This window comes from Endozoicomonas numazuensis (genome assembly GCF_000722635.1).
GTDB lineage: Bacteria > Pseudomonadota > Gammaproteobacteria > Pseudomonadales > Endozoicomonadaceae > Endozoicomonas_A > Endozoicomonas_A numazuensis.
The window spans coordinates 810,460-831,174 of the sequence record NZ_JOKH01000003.1 but is presented as its reverse complement, the minus strand read 5'-3'; the positions used below and the strand labels follow the sequence as shown (position 1 = coordinate 831,174).

20 protein-coding genes are annotated in these 20,715 nt (G+C 46.8%); 7 read left to right on the top strand and 13 right to left on the bottom strand.

From position 1 onward, the window contains the following. Nucleotides 1-144: 144 nt before the first annotated feature. Nucleotides 145-1,248, top strand: coding sequence for a carbohydrate porin (locus GZ78_RS16380; RefSeq protein ID WP_034838031.1), 1,104 nt, complete (start codon nt 145-147; stop codon nt 1,246-1,248). 55 nt (nt 1,249-1,303) lie between these two features. Here the strand turns inward: GZ78_RS16380 and GZ78_RS16375 are convergent, their stop codons facing one another. The 5 genes from GZ78_RS16375 to pdxR all read right to left on the bottom strand — a co-directional run bounded on the left by GZ78_RS16375 (nt 1,304) and on the right by pdxR (nt 5,380). After that, on the bottom strand, nt 1,304-1,741 hold the full coding sequence (locus tag GZ78_RS16375) for a cupin domain-containing protein (protein ID WP_034838027.1): 438 nt from the start codon (nt 1,739-1,741) through the stop codon (nt 1,304-1,306). Further along, on the bottom strand, nt 1,738-2,580 hold the full coding sequence (locus GZ78_RS16370) for a putative RNA methyltransferase (protein WP_034838024.1): 843 nt from the start codon (nt 2,578-2,580) through the stop codon (nt 1,738-1,740). Before GZ78_RS16370 ends, GZ78_RS16375 begins: the two co-directional genes overlap by 4 nt. Nucleotides 2,581-2,705: 125 nt before the next feature. Continuing rightward, nucleotides 2,706-2,966 (bottom strand): DUF5062 family protein, encoded by a 261-nt coding sequence (locus tag GZ78_RS16365; protein ID WP_034838021.1) that lies wholly within the window; start codon nt 2,964-2,966, stop codon nt 2,706-2,708. Nucleotides 2,967-3,015: 49 nt separating this feature from the next. After that, a complete protein-coding gene (locus tag GZ78_RS16360) occupies nt 3,016-3,810 on the bottom strand; it encodes a hypothetical protein (protein WP_236631589.1) in 795 nt (264 codons plus the stop codon). Between the two features lie 91 nt (nt 3,811-3,901). Then, complete coding sequence (pdxR, locus tag GZ78_RS16355) at nt 3,902-5,380, bottom strand: MocR-like pyridoxine biosynthesis transcription factor PdxR (RefSeq protein ID WP_034838016.1); 1,479 nt, start codon at nt 5,378-5,380, stop codon at nt 3,902-3,904. A 93-nt stretch (nt 5,381-5,473) separates the two neighbouring features. Between pdxR and GZ78_RS16350 the strand changes: the two genes are divergently transcribed. Continuing rightward, on the top strand, nt 5,474-6,118 hold the full coding sequence (locus tag GZ78_RS16350; protein ID WP_034838545.1) for a pyridoxamine 5'-phosphate oxidase family protein: 645 nt from the start codon (nt 5,474-5,476) through the stop codon (nt 6,116-6,118). Between the two features lies 1 nt (nt 6,119). Here the strand turns inward: GZ78_RS16350 and GZ78_RS16345 are convergent, their stop codons facing one another. Together GZ78_RS16345 and GZ78_RS27620 are read right to left on the bottom strand one after the other, a co-directional pair. Further along, complete coding sequence (locus tag GZ78_RS16345; RefSeq protein WP_034838014.1) at nt 6,120-6,545, bottom strand: Mpo1 family 2-hydroxy fatty acid dioxygenase; 426 nt, start codon at nt 6,543-6,545, stop codon at nt 6,120-6,122. Between the two features lie 261 nt (nt 6,546-6,806). Continuing rightward, nucleotides 6,807-8,183, bottom strand: a complete 1,377-nt coding sequence (locus tag GZ78_RS27620) for a peptidoglycan DD-metalloendopeptidase family protein (RefSeq protein WP_051786250.1) — start codon at nt 8,181-8,183, stop codon at nt 6,807-6,809. Nucleotides 8,184-8,588: 405 nt separating this feature from the next. Here GZ78_RS27620 and GZ78_RS16335 point away from each other — a divergent pair, with 405 nt between their 5' ends. Beyond that, complete coding sequence (locus GZ78_RS16335; protein WP_034838540.1) at nt 8,589-9,896, top strand: NCS2 family permease; 1,308 nt, start codon at nt 8,589-8,591, stop codon at nt 9,894-9,896. Nucleotides 9,897-9,914: 18 nt separating this feature from the next. Here GZ78_RS16335 and GZ78_RS16330 read toward each other — a convergent pair whose 3' ends face one another. Continuing rightward, nucleotides 9,915-10,565, bottom strand: coding sequence for a pseudouridine synthase (locus GZ78_RS16330; protein WP_034838011.1), 651 nt, complete (start codon nt 10,563-10,565; stop codon nt 9,915-9,917). A 202-nt stretch (nt 10,566-10,767) separates the two neighbouring features. Between GZ78_RS16330 and GZ78_RS16325 the strand changes: the two genes are divergently transcribed. Then, nucleotides 10,768-11,469 carry an NYN domain-containing protein gene (locus tag GZ78_RS16325; RefSeq protein WP_034838008.1) on the top strand — a complete coding sequence of 234 codons (702 nt, stop codon included), beginning with the start codon at nt 10,768-10,770 and terminating at the stop codon, nt 11,467-11,469. A 220-nt stretch (nt 11,470-11,689) separates the two neighbouring features. Next, nucleotides 11,690-12,445 carry a uridine phosphorylase gene (gene udp / locus GZ78_RS16320; protein WP_034838005.1) on the top strand — a complete coding sequence of 252 codons (756 nt, stop codon included), beginning with the start codon at nt 11,690-11,692 and terminating at the stop codon, nt 12,443-12,445. Between the two features lie 59 nt (nt 12,446-12,504). Here the strand turns inward: udp and GZ78_RS16315 are convergent, their stop codons facing one another. Further along, nucleotides 12,505-13,833 carry an MFS transporter gene (locus GZ78_RS16315; protein ID WP_034838002.1) on the bottom strand — a complete coding sequence of 443 codons (1,329 nt, stop codon included), beginning with the start codon at nt 13,831-13,833 and terminating at the stop codon, nt 12,505-12,507. A 303-nt stretch (nt 13,834-14,136) separates the two neighbouring features. Continuing rightward, nucleotides 14,137-14,742, bottom strand: coding sequence for a hypothetical protein (locus GZ78_RS16310; protein WP_034837999.1), 606 nt, complete (start codon nt 14,740-14,742; stop codon nt 14,137-14,139). A gap of 144 nt (nt 14,743-14,886) precedes the next feature. Here GZ78_RS16310 and GZ78_RS16305 point away from each other — a divergent pair, with 144 nt between their 5' ends. Then, nucleotides 14,887-17,079 (top strand): cytochrome c3 family protein, encoded by a 2,193-nt coding sequence (locus tag GZ78_RS16305; protein ID WP_051786249.1) that lies wholly within the window; start codon nt 14,887-14,889, stop codon nt 17,077-17,079. Nucleotides 17,080-17,221: 142 nt separating this feature from the next. Here GZ78_RS16305 and GZ78_RS29005 read toward each other — a convergent pair whose 3' ends face one another. After that, entirely contained in the window at nt 17,222-17,380 is a 159-nt protein-coding gene (locus tag GZ78_RS29005; RefSeq protein WP_330217616.1) for a DNA cytosine methyltransferase, read from the bottom strand. A 434-nt stretch (nt 17,381-17,814) separates the two neighbouring features. Between GZ78_RS29005 and GZ78_RS16300 the strand changes: the two genes are divergently transcribed. After that, complete coding sequence (locus GZ78_RS16300) at nt 17,815-19,413, top strand: ABC-F family ATPase (protein WP_034838535.1); 1,599 nt, start codon at nt 17,815-17,817, stop codon at nt 19,411-19,413. Between the two features lie 60 nt (nt 19,414-19,473). On the opposite strand, the gene GZ78_RS16295 is transcribed toward GZ78_RS16300, so the two are convergent. Together GZ78_RS16295 and GZ78_RS16290 are read right to left on the bottom strand one after the other, a co-directional pair. Beyond that, on the bottom strand, nt 19,474-19,947 hold the full coding sequence (locus tag GZ78_RS16295) for an FKBP-type peptidyl-prolyl cis-trans isomerase (protein WP_236631588.1): 474 nt from the start codon (nt 19,945-19,947) through the stop codon (nt 19,474-19,476). Nucleotides 19,948-20,085: 138 nt separating this feature from the next. Beyond that, nucleotides 20,086-20,415 (bottom strand): hypothetical protein, encoded by a 330-nt coding sequence (locus GZ78_RS16290; RefSeq protein ID WP_034837995.1) that lies wholly within the window; start codon nt 20,413-20,415, stop codon nt 20,086-20,088. Nucleotides 20,416-20,715: the final 300 nt, after the last annotated feature.

Sequence of the window (20,715 nt, the reverse complement as noted above, 5' to 3'; positions counted from 1 at the left end):
AATCATAATATTCAAGAAAAATGGGTTGATGATTCAATAATGACCGACAGGTTTCGGGGATTTAATTCGCCTGTCCTTAAATTGAAATATGCAATCAGAGCACACATTAGTTTGTAGTTGTTAACGCCTTAAAAGAGATTTCTAATGAAAAAGACGCTTCTGGCCACTGCAGTATTAATGGCTTCTACGTCTGCTATGGCAGCCTGGACTTCTTCCGATGGTAATTTGACCATTGGTGGTGATGCTGAAATTAACTTTGATGTTATCAATAACGATGAAGGTATTGGCAGAGACGATAAAACCAACACTCAATTAGGTGACGATTCTCGTTTCTTATTGGATGTCGCCTGGATGAATACCAAAGATAATGGTGCTTTTGTTACGGGCAGAGCCCAGCCTTTAATTCGTACTGATGGTAAAGTGGAAGTGGACGATGTTTACTTTGGCTTTGGTATGAAAGATGCCTGGATGTTCCAGATTGGTCGCTATGAAGCAATGGATCTGTTCCCGTTAGGTAAGGATGTAGCCGTATTTTATGCTGCAGGTTCTGATGGTATTGGTGACGGCATTTACTATTACATGGCAAAAGAAGGCCGTGGTCGCAGTGATGATGCAGGTCAGGTTCGATGGGTGGGTGAGTTTGGTAACTGGACGGCAGAGGTCTCTACTGTCTATGGTGATACCAGCGGCATTCTGAGCGGGTCAATCGATTACCTGGATAATGGTAACAAAATCATTGAGTCGGATAATAACAGCTTTATGGTTCGACCCGCTGTTAATTACCTGAGTGATGATGGTTTTGTCAGCATCAGTTTTGGTGGTGAGTACGAAGCGAATAAAGATTCTGTCAGTGTTACTAATAAGACAACAGGTGAGGTGTATGATCTTTCTCATCGTTACGGTTTATCAGCAACGACCACTCTGAATTTCGGCGATCTGCAATGGCATACCAGTGCTGCTTATCAGGATGCTAAAGAAGCCTGGAAGGCCCAAACCTTTAACACCAATTTTGAGTATCTGAATGCTTTTGGTCTGGGCACGTCTTTTGCCAGAAATGATTTTAAGGCCAAAGCGCATGATGCCCGGTCTTATATTGTTTATACCACTTACACTATGCCGGTGCTTGGTTTCGACAACGCAGAAGTTTCTTTTGCTCTTTCCTACTCTGAAACCAAAAATGCTTTTGGTATGAAAGGTAACGACGAAGAAACCGTTGCCTTCCGTACACGATTTAATTACTACTTTTAACGCGAAAAAACAGCAGGGCGAGAAGCTCGATACTGTCTGAAATTTCCAGATTTACTCAATTGAACCCCTCCTCGGGCTGGTTACTGAAAACCTGTCCGAGGGCTTTTACCAGCATACGGTTATGTTCTGGATAGACAACAATGTCACTTTGGCTGTTCTGACTCATAACCAGAAAGCGACATACAGTTTCACTGTGGTTAAGCAAGGCGTGACCTATGCCTTCACCAGGCAGAAAACAGACATAGTCTCCTGCGATCAAATGCGATTGCTCATCGCCTTCCAGCAACGTAACTTCACCTTCGACCAGAAATATATGCTCTTCGTCTTCTGTATGAAACAACAGGGGTGAGGACTGCTTTCCGGGCGAAAGTTCAATCATGCGCATACCCAGACTTCTTGAGCCTGCTGCTTTGCCAAGATTTTTTGAACGATTGCCGTACTGCTCACCGTGCTGCCACTCATCCCATTCTATTTCTTCTATATTGGCTATCATGCTCGTCGGATCACGTAGAGTTTCATATCAAAGCTGCATTTGAGGGTGTTCAGACTGGCCAGCTTTTCTTTTTGGGAAGGTTTAACATGCCAGTAATGAGGTGTCATTGCCAGCAGGTCCATAATATCTTCGTTGGATTTGAGTTGCATCTCACCCTGAACAGACCGGGTTTCATTCAGTGAAAAGTTTTCAGGGAGCTGCTCCAGCAGTTTATCAACAGGATAAGGTCTGACTGTTTCGTAGATGACCTGGCGAAGTCCCAATAAATGCTGTTCTCCGGGAGCCAGAACCAACACGTGACCGCTTGGCTTTAACAGCCGGTTAAATTCAGGCCAGTCGCAGCGTGAAAATACACTGATGATGACATCCAGCTCCTGATCCTTTACGGGCACATCATTAACACTGGCGACCAACCACTGGATAGTTTTACTTCTCTTACAGCAGGCCAGGATTGCAGGTTTGGAGATATCCATGCCGGCCACTGCCGCTTCAGGAAAAGCCTGTTGCAACCTTTCTGTGTAGTACCCCTCTCCACATCCGGCATCCAGAATAGATAATGGATGTTTTAAAGATTCTGAGAGTTTGTTCAGGGTATCGGCCAGAGAATCAGCCACTGGCTGGTAGTAGGCTTTGTCCAGAAATCGGGTTCTGGCTTGAACCATCGTTTTATCATCACCGGGGTTTTTGCTGCGCTTCTTATGCCCAGGCAACAGGTTAAAGTACCCCTGTTTGGCCCGGTCAAACTGATGGTTCTGGCTGCAGCTCAGTCCACTACCAGAAGCGTGTAGTGACTGTGGCAGAGGCTCATGGCAGACAGGGCAGCGAAGAGTAATGCTCATGGTTTCCGGTGCGGGTTTGAATCGAGCCGGGAAGTTTACTGCAATCGCCCCGTTTTACCACGAAAAATTTACCCTTTGGAAAACTACAAAAAAAGTTGCCAGCGTTTAAGACTTTGAGAGGGTCGCTATTTTAGCAGTGGGTGGCTTTCAGGCAGTTGTCGGGAAATCCAGAGTGCCAGTTTACGCTTCATATTGGGCTCGGTCTCATCGCCTTTGACCAGAGGTTGGATCAGCTTGTCATGAACCAGCAGTTTGTATAGATATTCAATTTTTTGTTTGGAAGAATCGGTCGGTTCAAATTGACCCACTTTGCGTTTTTGAGCATAAATAGCCCCGACTCTCAGTGCTTCTTTGAGCAGTTCGCTTTCATTTTTCAGTTTTTTCATTGGCTACCCGACAGTCTTCTCCAGTTTTATTAGAACAGTAAATCATAGTCTATGAAAAAGGGATATTTTTCATTGTTATATAGAGATTAATGAGCGTTTTCTGGACGTCTGTGTGGTTGCGGTCATCAGGAAAAGGTGGAGGGTTGGAGTCTATGGAGCTATTACTATTTGAATGTCCACCCTGCCATGGTATGTCATTCCATTGTTTGGTTTGAACAAGCTCCATCTGGTAAGGGGTGGGGGTATTAAGAGTGCCAGCGATGGAAAGTAGGTCGCCGTCCAGTGTCGCTACGATGGTAAACAGACCATGGAAGGTCTGATGAGAAGGCAGTAGAGGGTGGAAACTTGCCTGCAGAGTCACTGTACTGTTGTCATTAGTTTGAAGGCCGTTGATTCGAAACAATAATGGCACAAGATGGCCGCCAGGGATGGAAATGATGGGTGTCAGCTCAAGAAAAATAATCTGTCCAAGAAATTGAGCCAGTCCCTCTTCTGTGTGAGTTTCATTTTGTTCGAGAAATCCCAAATAATCCATCAGGTTATGGAGCCTGATTGCGTGACCCTCAAATATAAAGGTGTTCAGAAGAATCGGAGTGTCTCTGATGATTTGATGATGTAAGGAGTTGGAATCATGAGTACAGACCCGTCGTGTATCAAAAACCATTTGAAAAAAGCTGGTGACGTTTCCATCTTGGTAGGTAATGACTCTTTCAGTCAGTGAACTTGTGCTGCTGGAACATTGCTCTTGAAGAGGGGTAGAAAGGTCTTGGTCCGAATATTCTGGTTCATTGGTAACGATCAGTTCAACGGGAGGGTCGTTGTTTAATCTGAATTGGAAAGTCACCTTCTGGCCTGATGCCAAAAGGTTTGCAGAGGCAATGATGGTCGCGAAACAGGAAAAATAATAGTAACGGATCCATTTTCTATTCACTATATCAACCGTCTGGAAACTTCAAAACGTTGTGTATTATAGCAACGCCACTGGCTATTTCTTTTAAAGTACTGTTGGCAAAACCCAGTACCAGGCCCTGCAGTTTTTCCTTACCGTAGAAGTAACTGCTCAATGGGCTGCAGAGAATGTTTTTGGTTTTCAGGTTGCGAACCACTGTGCCTTCACAAATGCCTGGTTTGAACTCCAGAGCCAGATGCATTCCAGCTCCCTGGGCGTGGACCGTGCACCATGGGCTGAGTTTCTCGCAGGCTTCCAGTAGCGTTTTGAGTTTTTCTTCGTAGTTGAGACGCATGCGTCTGAGATGTCGATTGAAATGCCCTTCCTGCATAAAAGCAGCGGTTACCGCTTGAGTATGCAAAGGTGTAACCCCCGTCTGTTCCTGTTTGGCTTTGGTGAAAATCTCCACCAGAGTCGGGGGTAAAACCAGATAACCCAGACGCAGGGACGGGAATAGTACTTTACTAAATGATCCCATATAGATAACTTGCTGTTGTCGTGCAAGACCCTGTAAAGATGCAACCGGGCGACTCTGATAGTGGTACTCGCTGTCATAATCGTCTTCGATAATCCAGCATTGCTGCTCAAAAGCCCAGTCCAGTAGTTCCATTCTTCTGTCCAGAGGCATCATTGCTCCCAGTGGGTATTGGTGTGCCGGAGTCACATAGATCAGCTTTGGTGGGTGCTGACTTTTCTTCAGTGTCTCGAGAATCAGACCTTGGTTATCCACAGGGCAGGTCATGATATTTGCACCGGCAGAACTCAATGCTCTTCTGGCGCCTTTATACCCAGGTTCTTCTATAGCGGCTGTTTGCCCCGGGTTCATCAGAATACGAGCACAGAGATCCAAAGCTTGTTGGGCGCCAGACGTAATAATAATCTGCTGGGCGTCGCATTGTACTGACCTTGAGGCGCTGACATAGTCAGAAATGGCTTCCCGAAGAGGTTGATAGCCTTCGGCAGGACCATTGCCCATCAACGACGTTAGACCGCTGGCAGGCAATTGTTGAGAAAGACGGTTCCAGATTTTGTGTGGAAAAGCTTTGAGGTCGGGTACGCCGACACAAAATGTCTGATTACCTTCTTCATTTCTCATCTCCATCCGGTCAAGGTGCGTTGCGTAGTCAGAAAGCTGGACACTGGCAGCTGAAGTATTTGAAAAGTGAGCAGTGGGAGAAGGCAGCCAGTTCTCGGGCAGTTCAACAGCCACAAAAGTTCCTGAGCCGGTTCTGGACTCCAGATAACCTTCTGCCAGCAGTTGGTCAAAAGCTGCAATAACGGTATTTCGACTGACTTTCAGCTGGATAGCCAGTGCTCTGCTGGAAGGCAGTTTTGTACCGGGTTTCAGATAGCCATTAAGAACCTTGTTCCGAAGAGCTTCGTAGATCTGTTTGAACAAAGCTTGTTTGGGGTTGTTACTGAGCTTTAGATCCTGAAATTCTGTGACCGGAAGCGCTTTTGCCAAAAATTGGTACCTCTTATTTTTAGAAATTGGCTCTGCTGATTAAGCCACTCCTCTTATAGCATGAAAACTCAACTCATCGAACAGGAGGTTGTGATGGAAAAGCTCGTACCCACCCAGAAAACCCGAGTCAGGAGAGGGCCAGCCAAGGCCGTCTTCGACCGGGAGATGCTGTATCAGATTTTTGATGAGGCCCGCATGGCTCATGTAGGGTTCTCTGTGGATGAGCAGTCATACGTTATTCCCATGCTGGCCTGGAGAGTGGGTGATCAGCTTTATATTCATGGCAGTCGTGGCAGTCGAATGATAAAGGCGTTGACTGAAGGTGCGCAGAGCTGTGTAACAGCCACCCTTATTGATGGCATGGTATTGTCCAAGTCTGCCTTTCATCACAGTACAAACTATCGATCTGCTGTCGTATTTGGGCCGTTCAGAGCTGTCGAAGATCCTGCTGAAATCAATGAATCGCTACAACTGTTTCTAGAGGGCATAGCACCGGGGCGCTGGCAGGAAGTACGTCCACCTTCAGAAAAAGAGTTGAAGGCAACTTCAATCCTGGCCATTAAGCTGGAAGAGGCTTCGGTTAAAGTGCGAACCGGTCCTGCCAATGAAGATCCTGAAGATCTGGATCTTCCGGTTTGGACCGGTCAGCTGCAGCTGAAACAGGTCATAACGGGTATGGTCGCTGATGACAATACATCGGCAGACATTGATACGCCGGATTACTCTCAGGCTTGGTAGATTAGAATCGCAGGTTCCATTTGCCAAAGAGAAAGCTCAGGCACCAGAGAGGGCCTACCAGCAAAAACTGGATATCTTCAAAAAAGGAAGGCTTTTTGCCTTCCACCTTATGTCCTACAAACTGCAGTATCCAGGACACCACAAAAATAGCAATACTGACCATCAATAATGACTCGCCCATAGCGTCGGCAACGAAAGCCATAGCTGCATATACCCCGATAATAGCCAGGGAAAGCGGCAGCGAAAGCATAAGGTAGAAGATCATGGTAATAGCCATGATGACAAAAACAGCGGTTGTACTGAACGACCAGATGATACCAATGATGCTGAACATGATGGCCGGGACACAGACCCAGTGAATCATTTTGTTGGTAGGGTTCTGATGGCTTTCGGCATAAGCTTCCAGCCATTCATTTAAGGATCGCATTCTCATAAGGTGCCTCATTCTCCCGAAACATGCTGAAGCAGCATTTTTATTATTATTGTCATGAGTGAATGCTATTTTCCATCGCCTGACCGCATAACAATGTTGCATTCAGGTTGAGATACATCTTCAGATTTTCAGAGGGTATAGCAAGTATCAGGTGCCATTCTCAACCTTTTTCATTGATACCCTGACTCATTGAGTGGTTCTTACTGATTTTAAACAGCCATGAGCGGGAAATGAGTCACGGTTTTTCAGAATTAGTCAGTTCTTCAGAGTGCCGGTTTCCTTGCTGGCAAGCAGAGTCTCCTGCTGATCTCTGTTCATAGCCGAGATGAGAGGCTGTGTTGCTATTTTAAATCGCTTGAGTGCATCACCCTGCAAACTTTCACCGGTGGGCAGTCTGGCTGTCATGACATCGACGGCCTTTCCATCGACAAATAATTCAAAATGCAGATGGGGGCCGGTGGATAAGCCGGTGTTACCGGTTCTGCCAATCGTGTCGCCTTTACGAACCTGTTGCCCTTCTTTCACATCCAGTTGGCTCAGGTGCAGGTATCGAGTGACAAAGCGTCTGCCGTTTCGCATTTCGATAAAGGTACCTGCAGCCGGATGGTTTTTCTGAGCTTTTACAATAACTCCGTCAGCGGGAGCATAAACCGCTGTTCCTACGGGGACTGCCCAGTCGGTTCCCCGATGGGGACGAACCTGACCTGTAATGGGGTGCTTTCTGGCCGGATTAAACCCTGAACTGACCCGGCTCTCTTTACCCAGGGGGTATCGGGAGAAAGAACTGCTCAGCATTTTCCCTTGTGGGGTGTAATACTGGCTGTCGCTGTATCGAACTGCAGTATGAACTTCATCTTTCTGGTAGAGGCGTGCTGCCAGAATATTACCGTCAAAGCCCTGACTGTTTTTCAGAGAGTCATCGATCAGCAGTTCAAAGCGGTCGCCCGCACGCAGATCTTTATTGAAATCAATTTGCCACTGGAAAATGGTCGCAAATTGCAGGATGGCAGAAACTGAAACACCTGCTTTTCTTGCGCTTTGATAAAGACTTCCCTGTATCTCTCCGGTAAACGTTTTGAACTCGGGCAGATGATCGCCTGAATTGATGCTCAAGTTAAAAAGACTGTCTTCATTTTTTTGGAGCAGAACTATCTCGCCTGACTTCATGGTTAGGCTGAGTCTTGCCAGTCGATTATTTCTGTAAAGCTGGTATCGAATGTTGACGACCGATTCGAGGCTTGCCAGGTAAGCTTCGGCCTTATCCACTTTTAACAGTTCAATCAGATCCAACTCAGACAGAGACTGGTTCTGAAAGAAGGTCCAGATATTATCGTTACCGGAAGGCGTATATTCCCTCCAAATTTCCTGGCCTGCTTTTTGTTCGATAAAACTTTGTAAAGGGTCCTGTTCAGGCGCTTCAAGATCGGATTCAAAGAGTGGTGCATGAAACTCAAAAGCACCGGGCTCATTCTGTTCACTGGTATTAGCAACAGACAGTCCTGAGAAAGGCACCGAGGCTATGAGCACTAAAGGCAGAATGCCTCTGATCTTAAAGTTGAATGGTTGGCTGGACGAACGTTGATGTCTGTCAAATAGCCTTGAACAGGCTCTTAAAAACTGGTTGGCAGGCATTCACTCTGGACCCCGGCTGAAAAACTTCTGGCAGTATCGCAGTCCTCTGAAAAGTGAACTATGGAGAGTTGTCCTTAGCTTGTATGTCACTTGAAAAACTCTCGGTGCTGCCTATCAGGATATCTACCGAGGCTGTAGCGAGTTGGAGAATGAAATGAAAAAATAACAGACAGTGACCTTCTGAATCGAGGTCGGCGGTTCTTTTGCTGGAGGCTATTACTTAGAACAAAATTTGTGCATCAGTATTTTTTTATACCAGTAAGGAATAATCCTTCTTTTCTAATATTCGTACGTCTGTATCATGTGCTCGCTTAAATGGACGAGTGCATTCTTTTTGAAGTGTGATTAAAAAAATTTAATCAGCATTCGTTTTATTTCAACATTGCTCCCATATAAATGAGTCACATGCTGAACAGCGTTAAGCAGTACTTTGAATTCGAAAAATTCAATACCAATTTCAGAACAGAAATCTTTGCCGGCCTCACCGTTTTTCTGGCTATGTCGTACATTCTCAGTGTAAACCCGGCCATTCTGGGGCAAACGGGAATGGATAAGGGGGCTGTATTCACAGCGACTGCACTTTCTTCGGCTTTTGCCTGCTTTATTATGGGCGTTTTTGCTCGTTACCCTGTTGTTCTGGCTCCCGCTATGGGCATGAATGCCTTGTTTACTTATGGCACCGTCATTGCTCTGGATATTCCCTGGGAAACCGCTATTGCCGGTATTTTTGTGTCCGGCATTATTTTCTTCCTGCTGTCTGTCAGCGGTATACGGGAGAAGGTGATCAGGGCCGTTCCGGCGGATATGAAGTATGCAGTTACTGCTGCTCTGGGCTTTTTTATCTGTTTTATCGGATTGAGAAATGCCGGCATCATTACTGACAATAAGGCGACACTGGTTCAATTAGGCGATCTGACAGAACCTTCTGTGATGCTGGCGCTGGCAGGACTGGTTCTAACTGTTTTTCTGATTGCCAGAGGCATGAAACTGGCGGTCTTCTTTGGTGTGTTGTTGACCACACTGGTGGGGGTCGCTGTAGGTTTGAATCCTATGCCCGAAGGTGTTGTAGCGGCGCCACCCAGCCTGACTCCTACTTTTGGTGCAGCCATTACTCACTTACCCAACGTGTTCACCATGAAAATGATGGTGGTGATCATTACTTTCCTGTTTATCGACTTTTTTGATGCGGTGGGCACGATCATAGCCGTGTGTAATGGCATTGGTGTTGTGGATAAAAAAGGCAATATCCCTAATGTCCGCTCAGCACTGTTTGCAGACGCCTCCGGCACTATTGTGGGTTCTGTGCTGGGTACCAGCAGTATCACTTCGTACTCTGAATCCGCAGTAGCGGTCGGTAGTGGTGGTCGAACCGGTTTTACGTCACTGGTAACCGCAGGCTGCATGCTGATAGCGCTGTTTTTCTTCCCGTTGATTGCTGTATTCACCACCGTCAGCACTTCTCCTGCGCTGATAGCGGTGGGGGTATTTATGGCCAGCAGCATGGCGAAGATTGACTGGACGAAAATGGAATACAAGATTCCAGCGTTCTTCACCATCATCATTACGATTCTGTCGTACAGCCTGGTAGACGGCATTGCTTTTGGTTTTACACTTTATCCGATTTCCATGATTGCCCAGGGACGTGGCCGTGAAGTATCACCCACCATGTATGTGCTCTGTGGCATCTTTATGATGTATTACTTCTTCCTGTAAGCTTTTGGCAGCCAGTCTTCAAAACGGAGGCTGGCTCTCGAATTTCATGCTTTCCCCCGTGGTCGGGTGCTTGAAGATCAACAAGCTGGCATGAAGGTGCAGACGCTCAGAAGCAGCTCTGGCTTCGTTATGGGCATAAAACTCACAGCCTAGAATCGGGTGTCCTATCTCTGCCATGTGAACTCTCAGTTGATGGGACCTACCCGTCACAGGCTCCAGCCAGACCTTGCCGTGGGAACTGTCGCCAGCCATGAGTTGATAACGGGTCAGGGCTTTTTTACCCTGTTCATAATCTACCATCTGTCTAGGGCGATTGGGCCAGTCGCAAATTAATGGCAGGGAAATTTCACCGGACGCCTGCTCAGGCATACCCCAAACTTCTGCAATGTATCCTTTCTCAACCTCCCGATCCTGAAACTGTCGGCTCAGCTCTCTGTGACTGTCTGCATTCAAGCCAAACACCATCAGTCCGGAAGTCGACATGTCCAGTCTGTGTACAACGCGGGTTTCGGGCTCAATTGCGAGCAACCGTGCATGGGCGCTGTCTTTGTCATTAGGTGGGCGACCGGGAACACTGAGCAATCCGGCAGGTTTTTCAACAACGACTAAGTCAGAATCCCGGTAGAGTTCTGTTAAGGGATCCTGACAGGGAGGGACAATAAAGGTCATGCATAAAGGTCAATAATGAATATGCCGGCATTATGCAGGGATGCTGGGGTTATGAAAAGTCGCCTCCCCATGCTGAATTCTTTCACAAAGTCTGATTGACTAATTAGTTTAGATTCTCTTGAATAGTCTCTAAAAGTAGAGTGCTTTGGGGTGAGGTTGATGAAGAGCTGTATTTACAGGAATAGAAGTACAGGAAGTTAAAGTGGATCTAAATATCAATAATTTAAACAGTCAAGTTCGCTCCGCTATCTTGTTTGATGCAGAAAACATCTCGTATCGATTCGTTGAAAAAGCGATCAAACTGGCTAAACCATATGGTAAGCCAATACTACGAGCCTATGCTGACTTTTCCCGGCAGCACCTTAAAGGGTGGGAGCAGCCTACCCTTAAGCATGGCATCAGAACTATTCATCAGTTCAGCTACGACAGTAAAAACAGTAGTAGCGATTTTCTGATGATGCACGACGCTTTTAAGCTGATCCATAGTGGCAAAATAGATACATTTGTCATTGTTACCAATGACAGTGATTTCATAACACCTATCCAGCTACTTCGCCAATCTGGAGCCTTTGTTCATGGGCTAGGAAATATGGATAAGTGCTCAGAGCTTCTGACATCCTCTTGCAATCAGTTCGACTATCTGGAAGAAGAAGCAAAAAAGATAAAAGCTATGTCATCTAAAGAAACAGAAAAAACACCTCATGTTTCAAAAAAAATCACTACACAGTTAGAATCTGCATACCATAGTTTGGAGAAAACCAAAAAAGGCTGGGTGATGGTTTCAGAGCTATGCTCAGCAGCAGGTATACCGAAAAACCAGTACAGTAAATTTTCAACCTTATTGACCAAAAGTGGTCGATTTGAACTTGGTAACAAAAATCGTCAAGTAAAACTGATCAGCTGACTTATAAAAGTGAACTCAACTGTTGCATTAAAGGTGGCAAATAGTTTTTGAAAAGCTCTATCGGATTTCAAGCTGAGCAAGGTGCTATAGCTTGTATCAAATCCTTTGCAGGAGCCGTTAAAAGGTTTTTATATTAACCAAGTGCAATTACAGTGTGCTCTGTCAGAGCTTGATGTAGGCTTATTTCATTCTCTTTTCATCATTCAACAGAGGTGAAGTGATGAGTGACGTATTCCACTTAGGTCTTAAAAAGATGATGCTCAGAGGGGCTACACTGGCCATTCTGCCGGGTGATCCCAAGCGAGTAGAGAAAATTGCCGCTCTGCTGGATGAGCCCCATCCTCTGGCCAGTACCCGGGAATTTACCAGTCATCTGGGTTTTCTGGATGGACACCCTGTGGTGGTGTGTTCAACCGGTATTGGCGGTCCTTCCACGTCGATAGCTGTTGAAGAACTCGCCCAACTGGGCATCAGAACCTTTCTAAGGGTTGGCACTACCGGTGCAATACAGCCTAATGTCCAGGTGGGTGATATTGTGGTGACAACTGGCGCCGTTCGCCTGGATGGTGCCAGTACTCATTTTGCTCCCATGGAGTTTCCTGCGGTGGCCGACTATTACTGTACCTCTGCACTGGTTGAAGCGGCAGAAGAGTCTGGCAAAAAGCCTCATGTGGGTGTGACAGCCTCTTCCGATACTTTTTACCCGGGGCAGGAGCGTTACGACACAGTGTCTGGCCGGGTGGCTCGCCGATTTAAAGATTCTATGGAAGAGTGGCAGGCGATGAATGTTCTGAACTATGAAATGGAAGCCGCTACGCTGATGACCATGTGTGCCACTCATGGCTGGCGTGCAGGCTGTGTAGCCGGAGTCATTGTTAACCGAAATGAAAAAGAGATTCCGGATGAGAGTAAAGTTAAAAACACCGAAGCCAATGTGATTTCTGTTGTGGTGGAAGCTGCGCGCAAATTGCTTTGATCTGATCGTATAAAAAAAGCCGGGGAGATCCCCGGCTTTTTTGTTCCTGCATTTGAGGGTCAGTGACTGGCGACTTTCTTGACGAAACGAGCCACAAAGCATTCTATAAATTCCGGGACTCTTCTGAAAATAAGGGCACAAACCAGAAGGTTGAGTACGCCCAGCGTCAGGAAAAACTGTTCAATGGACAGCTCCAGCACACCCAGGAATACCATGCCAAACACGGCACTGCCTACCATATACATTGAGTTCTGAACATTCAGTGCCGCAATAGCTTGTGCACGACGGTTTTCAGGTGTTCTTTGCTGAACCATCGCGTACAGAGGGACAATAAACAGCCCACCAAAAAAGCCAATTATTCCCAGGTCTAACAGGACCCTCAGGTTCTCACTGTTTTCTATAAAGGCATTTATGCTCAGCAATTCGACAGTTGTGGCGGGCGTGATCGCAAAATACAAATCTATTCCGAATAAACTCAGCCCCAAGGCTCCGATAGGCACAATGCCAGGCTCAACATGACCTTTGGAGAGTCGTCCACAGAACAGTGAACCTGCAGCTACACCAATGGTGAACATAGCCAGCATGATACTGACTACCTGAGGACTGCCTTTCAGAATCTCACTGGCCAGATTGGGAAGCTGTGTCAGGTAAGCAGCCCCCAGAGCCCAGAACCAGGAGATGGCGATAATGGATTTGTGAACGCTGTCGTTTGAGCGGGTGTCTCGGATCATGACCAGACTTTGCTGGAAAAGATTCCAGTTCATTTTCAGGTCAGGCGCTGCAGCTTTGGCATCCGGAATAAAGCGACAGGCCAGATACCCCAGAATGGCAAAAAGAATCACAGAGCAGGCTACCCAGATATGGGCGTCGGGTTGTTCAATCAGAATACCGGCACCCAGAGTACCTGCCAGTATGGCGACAAAAGTCCCCATTTCTACCAGAGCATTGCCGCCGATTAGCTCATCTTCATCAAGGTGCTGAGGAATAATGGCGTATTTGACCGGGCCGAAAAAAGCACTTTGTGTTCCCATCAGAAACAGCAGAGCGAGTAACACCAGGTAGTTCTGGGTAATAATAAAGCCGGAAGCCACTGCCATGATGACTATTTCCAGCAGTTTAACCCGGCGAATGATCATCGACTTTTCATATTTATCGCAGATCTGTCCGGCAGCACTGGAAAAAAGAAAGAAAGGAAGAATAAATAAACCGGCTGCCAGGTTGATAAACAGGTCTGAATTAAAAGGAAGGCTGTCAGCCGCAGCAAAAGCCACCATCAGCAACAGGGAGTTTTTATAAATGTTGTCGTTAAAAGCTCCCAGAAACTGGGTCAGGAAAAAAGGAAGAAAGCGTTTTTTACCCAGCAGTGCCAGCTGACTCTGTTGGCTCATGTTGAAGCCTCATTGTTTGTTATTTCCCCGAATTCGGCTCTACAACAGGGGAGGGTGATCGATGATCATTAGCATGCCGTGAGGTCTCAACGAGTGCAACGTCTAAAATGGACGGCACAGGCGGTGAGCTTTTAAAAATAAAGTCACCAACGCCTCTAAAAATGATTACTCCATGGGATGATGCAATGAACAGAACGTTGCGGGTGCAAAAAGCAATACCCAATAAGAAGAATCCATTTGATGATGTATGGAACTAATGCTGGGTTACAGCAATAGCTGGTGTTGCATTTTATAATACAGGGGTCATCGAATGTATTTCGCCATGAATATAACAAAACCTGCGGAACTGATCATGACCATGTACGGAATGAGCTCTGGCCACTCAGCTTTGTGTTGGTAAGTGGCTATTTGATAGTGCTCTGAGCTTTGTTGATTCAGACCCTGACATAGAATGGCTTGCTCGACCTTGAGAAGCACCCCGGGAATTAAGAGGCTGTTGACCTGGAATTGGCACCACACCTGAGTTTGATGGTTGAGTTCATAGAGCTGAGTATTATTAGGCTCTGATGAGGCTCGCATGGCGTTGACGGGGTAAGTGGGCGTTTGAGATTGCCATTCAAACCCTTTGAATCCTTCACCCATAGGTAACTGGAAGTGATCGTGTCCAGAGCCGTCTTCCAGAGTTATGCACTGACTGCCATCTTTGTTCAGCATACCTGCCAGCCACGAACCGTCTTCAACTCTGGTGCGACAAACCAGGCTGGAGAAATCATCGATCACATCTCTGGAACTATCCAGTGAGTTTTCAGGATCAAAAGATTGCCAGTACCAGGCAGTCTTTTCTTCTGCCTTGAGGTAAGGGACTATAAAAAAGAGGCTAAGGAATGCAATCTTTGCTACGGACATCATATCGATGAGTGTTCTGCTTAGACGACGTAACTAGGATAGAACAGTCCAGTAGAAGTCGTATGTCTTAAAAAGCTGGGTTGTCATCCCCTTAAAGGATAGAATGGCGCGATTATTCTCATCATTCAGAACAATTAAAAGATCAAAATGAAAGTTGTCAGCACGATCTTCAAACTCCTTTTCTGTCGTTTATGGTGGCTCAGTCTTTTTTTTCCTTTAGTGGCTTTGGCTCAGGACAATCCTGGGAGTAAAGGCTTTGTAGGCAGCCAGGCCTGTGCCTCCTGTCATACTGAGCAGTTCAAAGACTGGAAAGCCAGTCAGCACCATTCTGCCCTGCAGGAAGCCTCAGCCGGGAATGTGCTGGGTGACTTCAACAACAAGACATTCAAGCACGAAGGGGTGGTGAGCCGCTTTTTCAAGCAGGACAATGACCTGATGGTGGAAACCGATGGGCCAGACGGCATACTTAAGCCGTATAAAGTGCTTTACACCATTGGTGATTATCCACTGCAGCAATACCTTGTCGATTTTGGCAAGGGACACATTCAGCCGCTGAGTCTGGCCTGGGATTCCAGACCGGTTACTGAAGGTGGTCAGCGTTGGTTCCATCTTTATCCCAACGAGAAAATCAATTTTAAAGATCCTCTGCACTGGACCAAAATCACCCAAAACGCTAACCAGATGTGCGTTGAGTGTCATACGACTGATTACAACAGGAATTACAAACCAGAGGATCACAGTTACAGCAGTGACTGGGCAGAATCCGGTGTTGGCTGCGAGAGCTGTCATGGACCCGGTAATAAGCATCTGGAGTGGGTCAAGAATCCAGAGGATACGGTCAGCAATAAAGGTTTTGTGGTTGATCTGTCCGATCAGATCAAATGGACCTGGGATGAAGGCAGTGATATTGCTCGACCTCTGGAAGTGAAAGCCCAGCAGCAGATAGAGACCTGTGGTCAGTGTCATTCCCGCCGTGAACAGATCGCTTCAAAGCCCGCTGTTAATAAAGTGATGACGGATAACTACATGCCGGCACTGCTATCGAATGTTCTTTATGAAGCGGATGGTCAGATCAACGACGAAGTATTTGTATATGGTTCCTTTAAACAGAGCAAAATGTTTGAAGCAGGTGTTACCTGTTCCAACTGTCATAACCCGCACTCTGGCAAACTGAAAGCAGAAGGTAATCAGGTTTGTGCACAGTGTCATAACCCTCAAAAGTTTGATACGCCCAAGCACACCTTCCATGAGCCGGAAAGTCCAGGTGCCCAGTGCAGCAGCTGTCATATGCCGGAGAAAACCTACATGGTGGTTGATCCGCGTAAGGATCATAGCTTCCGGATTCCAAGGCCTGATCTCAGTGCCAAACTGGGGACATCCAATGCCTGTGTTCAGTGCCATACGGATAAAAGCAATGACTGGGCTGCCAGCACTATGGATAGCTGGCACGGTAAAGAGTGGCGTCAACGCCCGGAGTTTGCCACAGCCTTTCATGCAGCAAGAACGGGTGCTGTCAGTGCTGGCAGGCAATTACAAGCCATTGCAGAAAGCCAGGATTTTGCTCCTATCGTCAGGGCGACTGCTCTGAACGAAATGGGTAATTATCTGAATAGTGACTTGTTACCGACAGTAGAAAGAAACCTGAAAGATCGTGATCCATTAGTGCGAGCTGCCGCTGTGGCATCTCTACAGGTCGCTCCGGTTAATCTCAGAGTGCAGCTACTGGCACCGTTGATGGATGATCCTTCCAAAGCTGTCAGGCTGGAAGTCACCCGTTTGATGGCAGCAGTACCTGATCAGCAGCTCACCCCCGTTCAGCGAAACCAAAAACAAGTGTTGACCGGCGAATACATCACGACTCAACGATTAAGCAGTGACCGTGCGGGTGGCCGCTTGAATCTGGGACAGTTCTATCTGGATCTGGGAATGGCGTATAAGGCTGAAGCCGAGTTTTTGAAAGCCGTTGAGATAGAGCCTTACTTTACCCCTGCCTACACGAACCTGGCGGAATACTTTCGCCGCACCCGTCAGTCACAAAAAGAGGGTGAGTGGCTCAAAAAAGGTTTGGAAATAGACAGCTCATCGGCTGCTCTGAATCATAGTATGGGTCTCTATCTGGTCAGGCAAAAACGTGCTGCTGAATCCATCGGTTTCCTTCGAAAAGGGGTTGAGTTGGAACCCATGAATGAGCGCTATGTTTATGTGTACGGCGTAGCTCTGTTCAGTGTGGGTAAAAAAGCCGAGGCGGTAGAAGTTCTGGACAAGGCTTTACAGCAGTTCCCGGCTAACCGTCAGATTGAAGAAGCCTTGCGGGCTTATCGATCTCAATTACAACAATAGGATGGTATTCAGGATGCTCAGCAAATAGGTTGCTATAGAGCATCCTTCCAATAAGTTAAAGGCTGCTCAAGGACTGGTGAATACTTTCACCCAGAATGCGGGCCAGTCTTACGGGTACGGCGTTTCCGAGTTGTCGCATGGCTTAGCCCCAGGCACCTTCCAAGGCGTAGTCATCCGGAAATGTTTGGAGTCTTGCACTTTCACGAACCGTGAAATAACGAACGCTGCCGTCAGGGTAGCGAATCATATTTTCTCCCCCCGGAACACCGTGGGCTCCAGCCTTCCGGTACAGCTTTACCAATATAAATAGGGTTGTCTGCTGGTATTTTCCCTTGATACGGGGTGCCTTGAGCGTCTATCAGGTAGATAGCATAGACACCTGCACCATCAAAAGCGGGAAGATCCTGTCATTCTCACAGTGGAATTTGCTTGAAAGAAGAAATCAGTGGACGAATAACAGCGTCGGCTTGAAGCTTGTGGGGTTGTATAGTGAAGATCATTGCTACTTTACTCCTTTAAAGTTCAAGCAATCGTACCAGTACGAAGATGACGTATGAATCTGTTTTGTATGTTTTTTAATCTTTGTTATCTTGTTGTATGTCTTGTGTACCAAGGCGTGAAATAAAAAAACTCTTTTTGTGACGATTTTAAAGAAATGATGAGTTTGAACAAAAAGCCATTGCACTGTAATCTGCGCGGCTTTTTAACCATTCTTAATTAATGGCAGGGCAACATTTGATTACTACAGCCAATATCACCATGCAATTTGGGGACAAACCCCTGTTTGAAGATATTTCCGTTAAATTTGGCGACGGTAACCGTTACGGTCTGATCGGCGCTAATGGCTGTGGCAAATCTACCCTGATGAAGATCATCAGCGGTGAACTGGAGCCTTCTGCCGGTAATATCAACTACGATCCCAATGAGCGGGTTGCCAAGCTGAACCAGAACCAGTTTGCCTACGAAGACAACACGGTGATTGATACCGTGATCATGGGGCATGCTGAACTCTGGAAGGTTAAGGAAGAGCGCGACCGTATCTACGCCAAAGCCGACATGACCGAAGAAGAAGGCATGCGCGTGGCAGATCTGGAAGTCCTGTTTGGTGAAATGGACGGTTACTCTGCTGAAGCCCGTGCCGGTGAACTGCTACTGGGGCTGGATATTCCTCTGGAGCAGCACTATGGTCCTATGAGTGCTGTCGCTCCCGGCTGGAAACTGCGCGTTTTGCTGGCTCAGGTACTGTTTGCCGATCCAGACATCATGCTGCTGGACGAACCCACCAACAACCTGGACATTAATGCCATCCGTTGGCTCGAAGGTGTACTCAAGCAGCGCGACTGCACCATGATTATTATTTCTCACGACCGTCACTTCCTGAACAGTGTCTGCACCCACATGGCGGATCTGGATTACGGTGAGTTGCGCATGTTCCCGGGCAATTACGATGAGTACATGATGGCTGCCACTCAGGTTCGTGAGCGTATGCAGGCAGACAACGCCAAGAAGAAAGCTCAGATTGCTGAACTGCAAAGCTTTGTCAGCCGTTTTTCTGCCAATGCTTCCAAAGCCAAACAGGCCACTTCCAGGGCCAAGTTGATCGACAAGATCCAGCTTGAAGAGATCAAACCCTCCAGCCGTCAGAACCCGTTTATTCGCTTTGAACAGGAAAAGAAACTGTTCCGAAATGCGCTGATCATGGAAAAAATGACTCAGGGCTACGAAGACAACATGCTATTTTCCGACGTTAACCTCATGGTTGAAGTCGGTGAGCGCATTGCCATCATCGGTCAGAACGGTATTGGCAAGTCCACCCTGTTGCACACTCTGGCCGGCAAGATGGCTCCAAAGAATGGCACTATCCAGTGGTCTGAAAACGTTGATATCGGTTACTACGCCCAGAACCACAGCGACGAGTTCGATAATGACTTAAACCTGTACGACTGGATGAGTCAATGGATGAACGAAGGCGACGACGAGCAGGTAATCAGGGGTGTTCTGGGTCGTATGCTGTTTTCCCAGAGCGATATCAAAAAATCAGTACGTGTTATTTCCGGTGGTGAGCAGGGGCGTATGTTGTTCGGTAAGCTGATTCAGCAAAAGCCTAACGTACTGCTGATGGATGAGCCGACCAACCACATGGATATGGAATCCATAGAATCCCTGAACCTGGCATTGGAAAACTATCCGGGTACTCTGATGTTTGTCAGCCATGACCGTCAGTTTGTATCGTCTCTGGCGACCCGAATTATTGAAATTACTGAAAACGGAATCGTCGACTTCCACGGAACATACGACGATTACCTGCGCAAGCAGGGTGTTGTAGAAGAGTAATAAGTTAGATGATAAGCAGGACTGAGTGTGCTCTGTCCTGCTTTCAGACTCTCTGCCGGGTTATTCGATACCCAGCAATTCCACATCAAATATCAGTGCAGAGTTTCCGGGGATTTTACCGGCACCACCGCTGCCGTAGGCCAGATTCGCAGGAATAAACAGTCGGTACTTGTCACCCACTGACATCAGTTGCAGACCCTCAGTCCAGCCGGGAATGACCTGGTTCAGCCCAAAAGAAATCGGTTGCCCGCGATCCACTGAACTGTCAAACACCTGACCATTAATCAACGTGCCATGGTAATGCACTTTGACCTTGCTGGTGGCTGAAGGTTGTTCTGAATCTTCACCTTTTTCCAGAACTTTATACTGCAACCCTGACTCGGTAGTCATTACGCCTTCTTCATTCTGGTTGTTATCCAGAAAAGCCTGTCCCTGCACAAGGGCTTCTGCAGCTTGCTGTTTTTTCTGATCAAAACGGCGTTTGCCCCAAAACAGCATGGCAGCAATAAAAACAATGAGGATAGCAGAGGTCACAGAGGTCACCCGGTCAATGGATAAGTCGACGAAAAATACCTTATCCTGACTGGGTTTACTATGAAAATGCAGCTCTTCAATCCTTAAAAGGCTTCAAGCTCTGGATGTCTCAGTACTCGAATGAGCTGTACTCTCCTGCTATGGGTGTTTTTTCTGATCGTGTTCTGCTTGCTGATCGGTTTCAGCGGGTTCCGGCTCAGGATTAACCAGCTTTTCCTCTCTTGGCCACAATCCAGTCTGTTTACGGGTACCCATAAAAAGAACAGCTACCATACCCACCAGTATCAGTCCCATCTGAACCATAAAGATCAGCATGATTAGAGGCAGCATCAGTACAAACACGCCGGTCAGAATAACAATGCCCAGTATCGCTTTGAATGGGCTGATGGCAGCGCCATCACGCTGCTCAAAAAAGGTAGCCTTAACTTGATTGAAACCGTTTTTTAATTGATTGATCCATTTATCCATCGTTTACCTCGATATGGGAGGATGTCAGTCATGCTTCTAATGTAGAGGGTTATGGATAAACAGAGCGTGTTCGGTAGATTAAATTTTGTTCATGAAAAGCATTTATGCTGATAAGCGACGCAGTTCATACAAATTTGCTTGTTTGAAAGCAGAAGATGCTGGCAAAATGAGGACCGAATCAATCCGTTGTCGGTAAAAGCTCAGGAGAGCGTGAAGCGCTGGTTCAAAAGAATAAAAAATGAGCAGGAAGCAGTATTTGCATAGGGAAGTCGCATGTCGGGTAGGAGTATGCCAGACAGA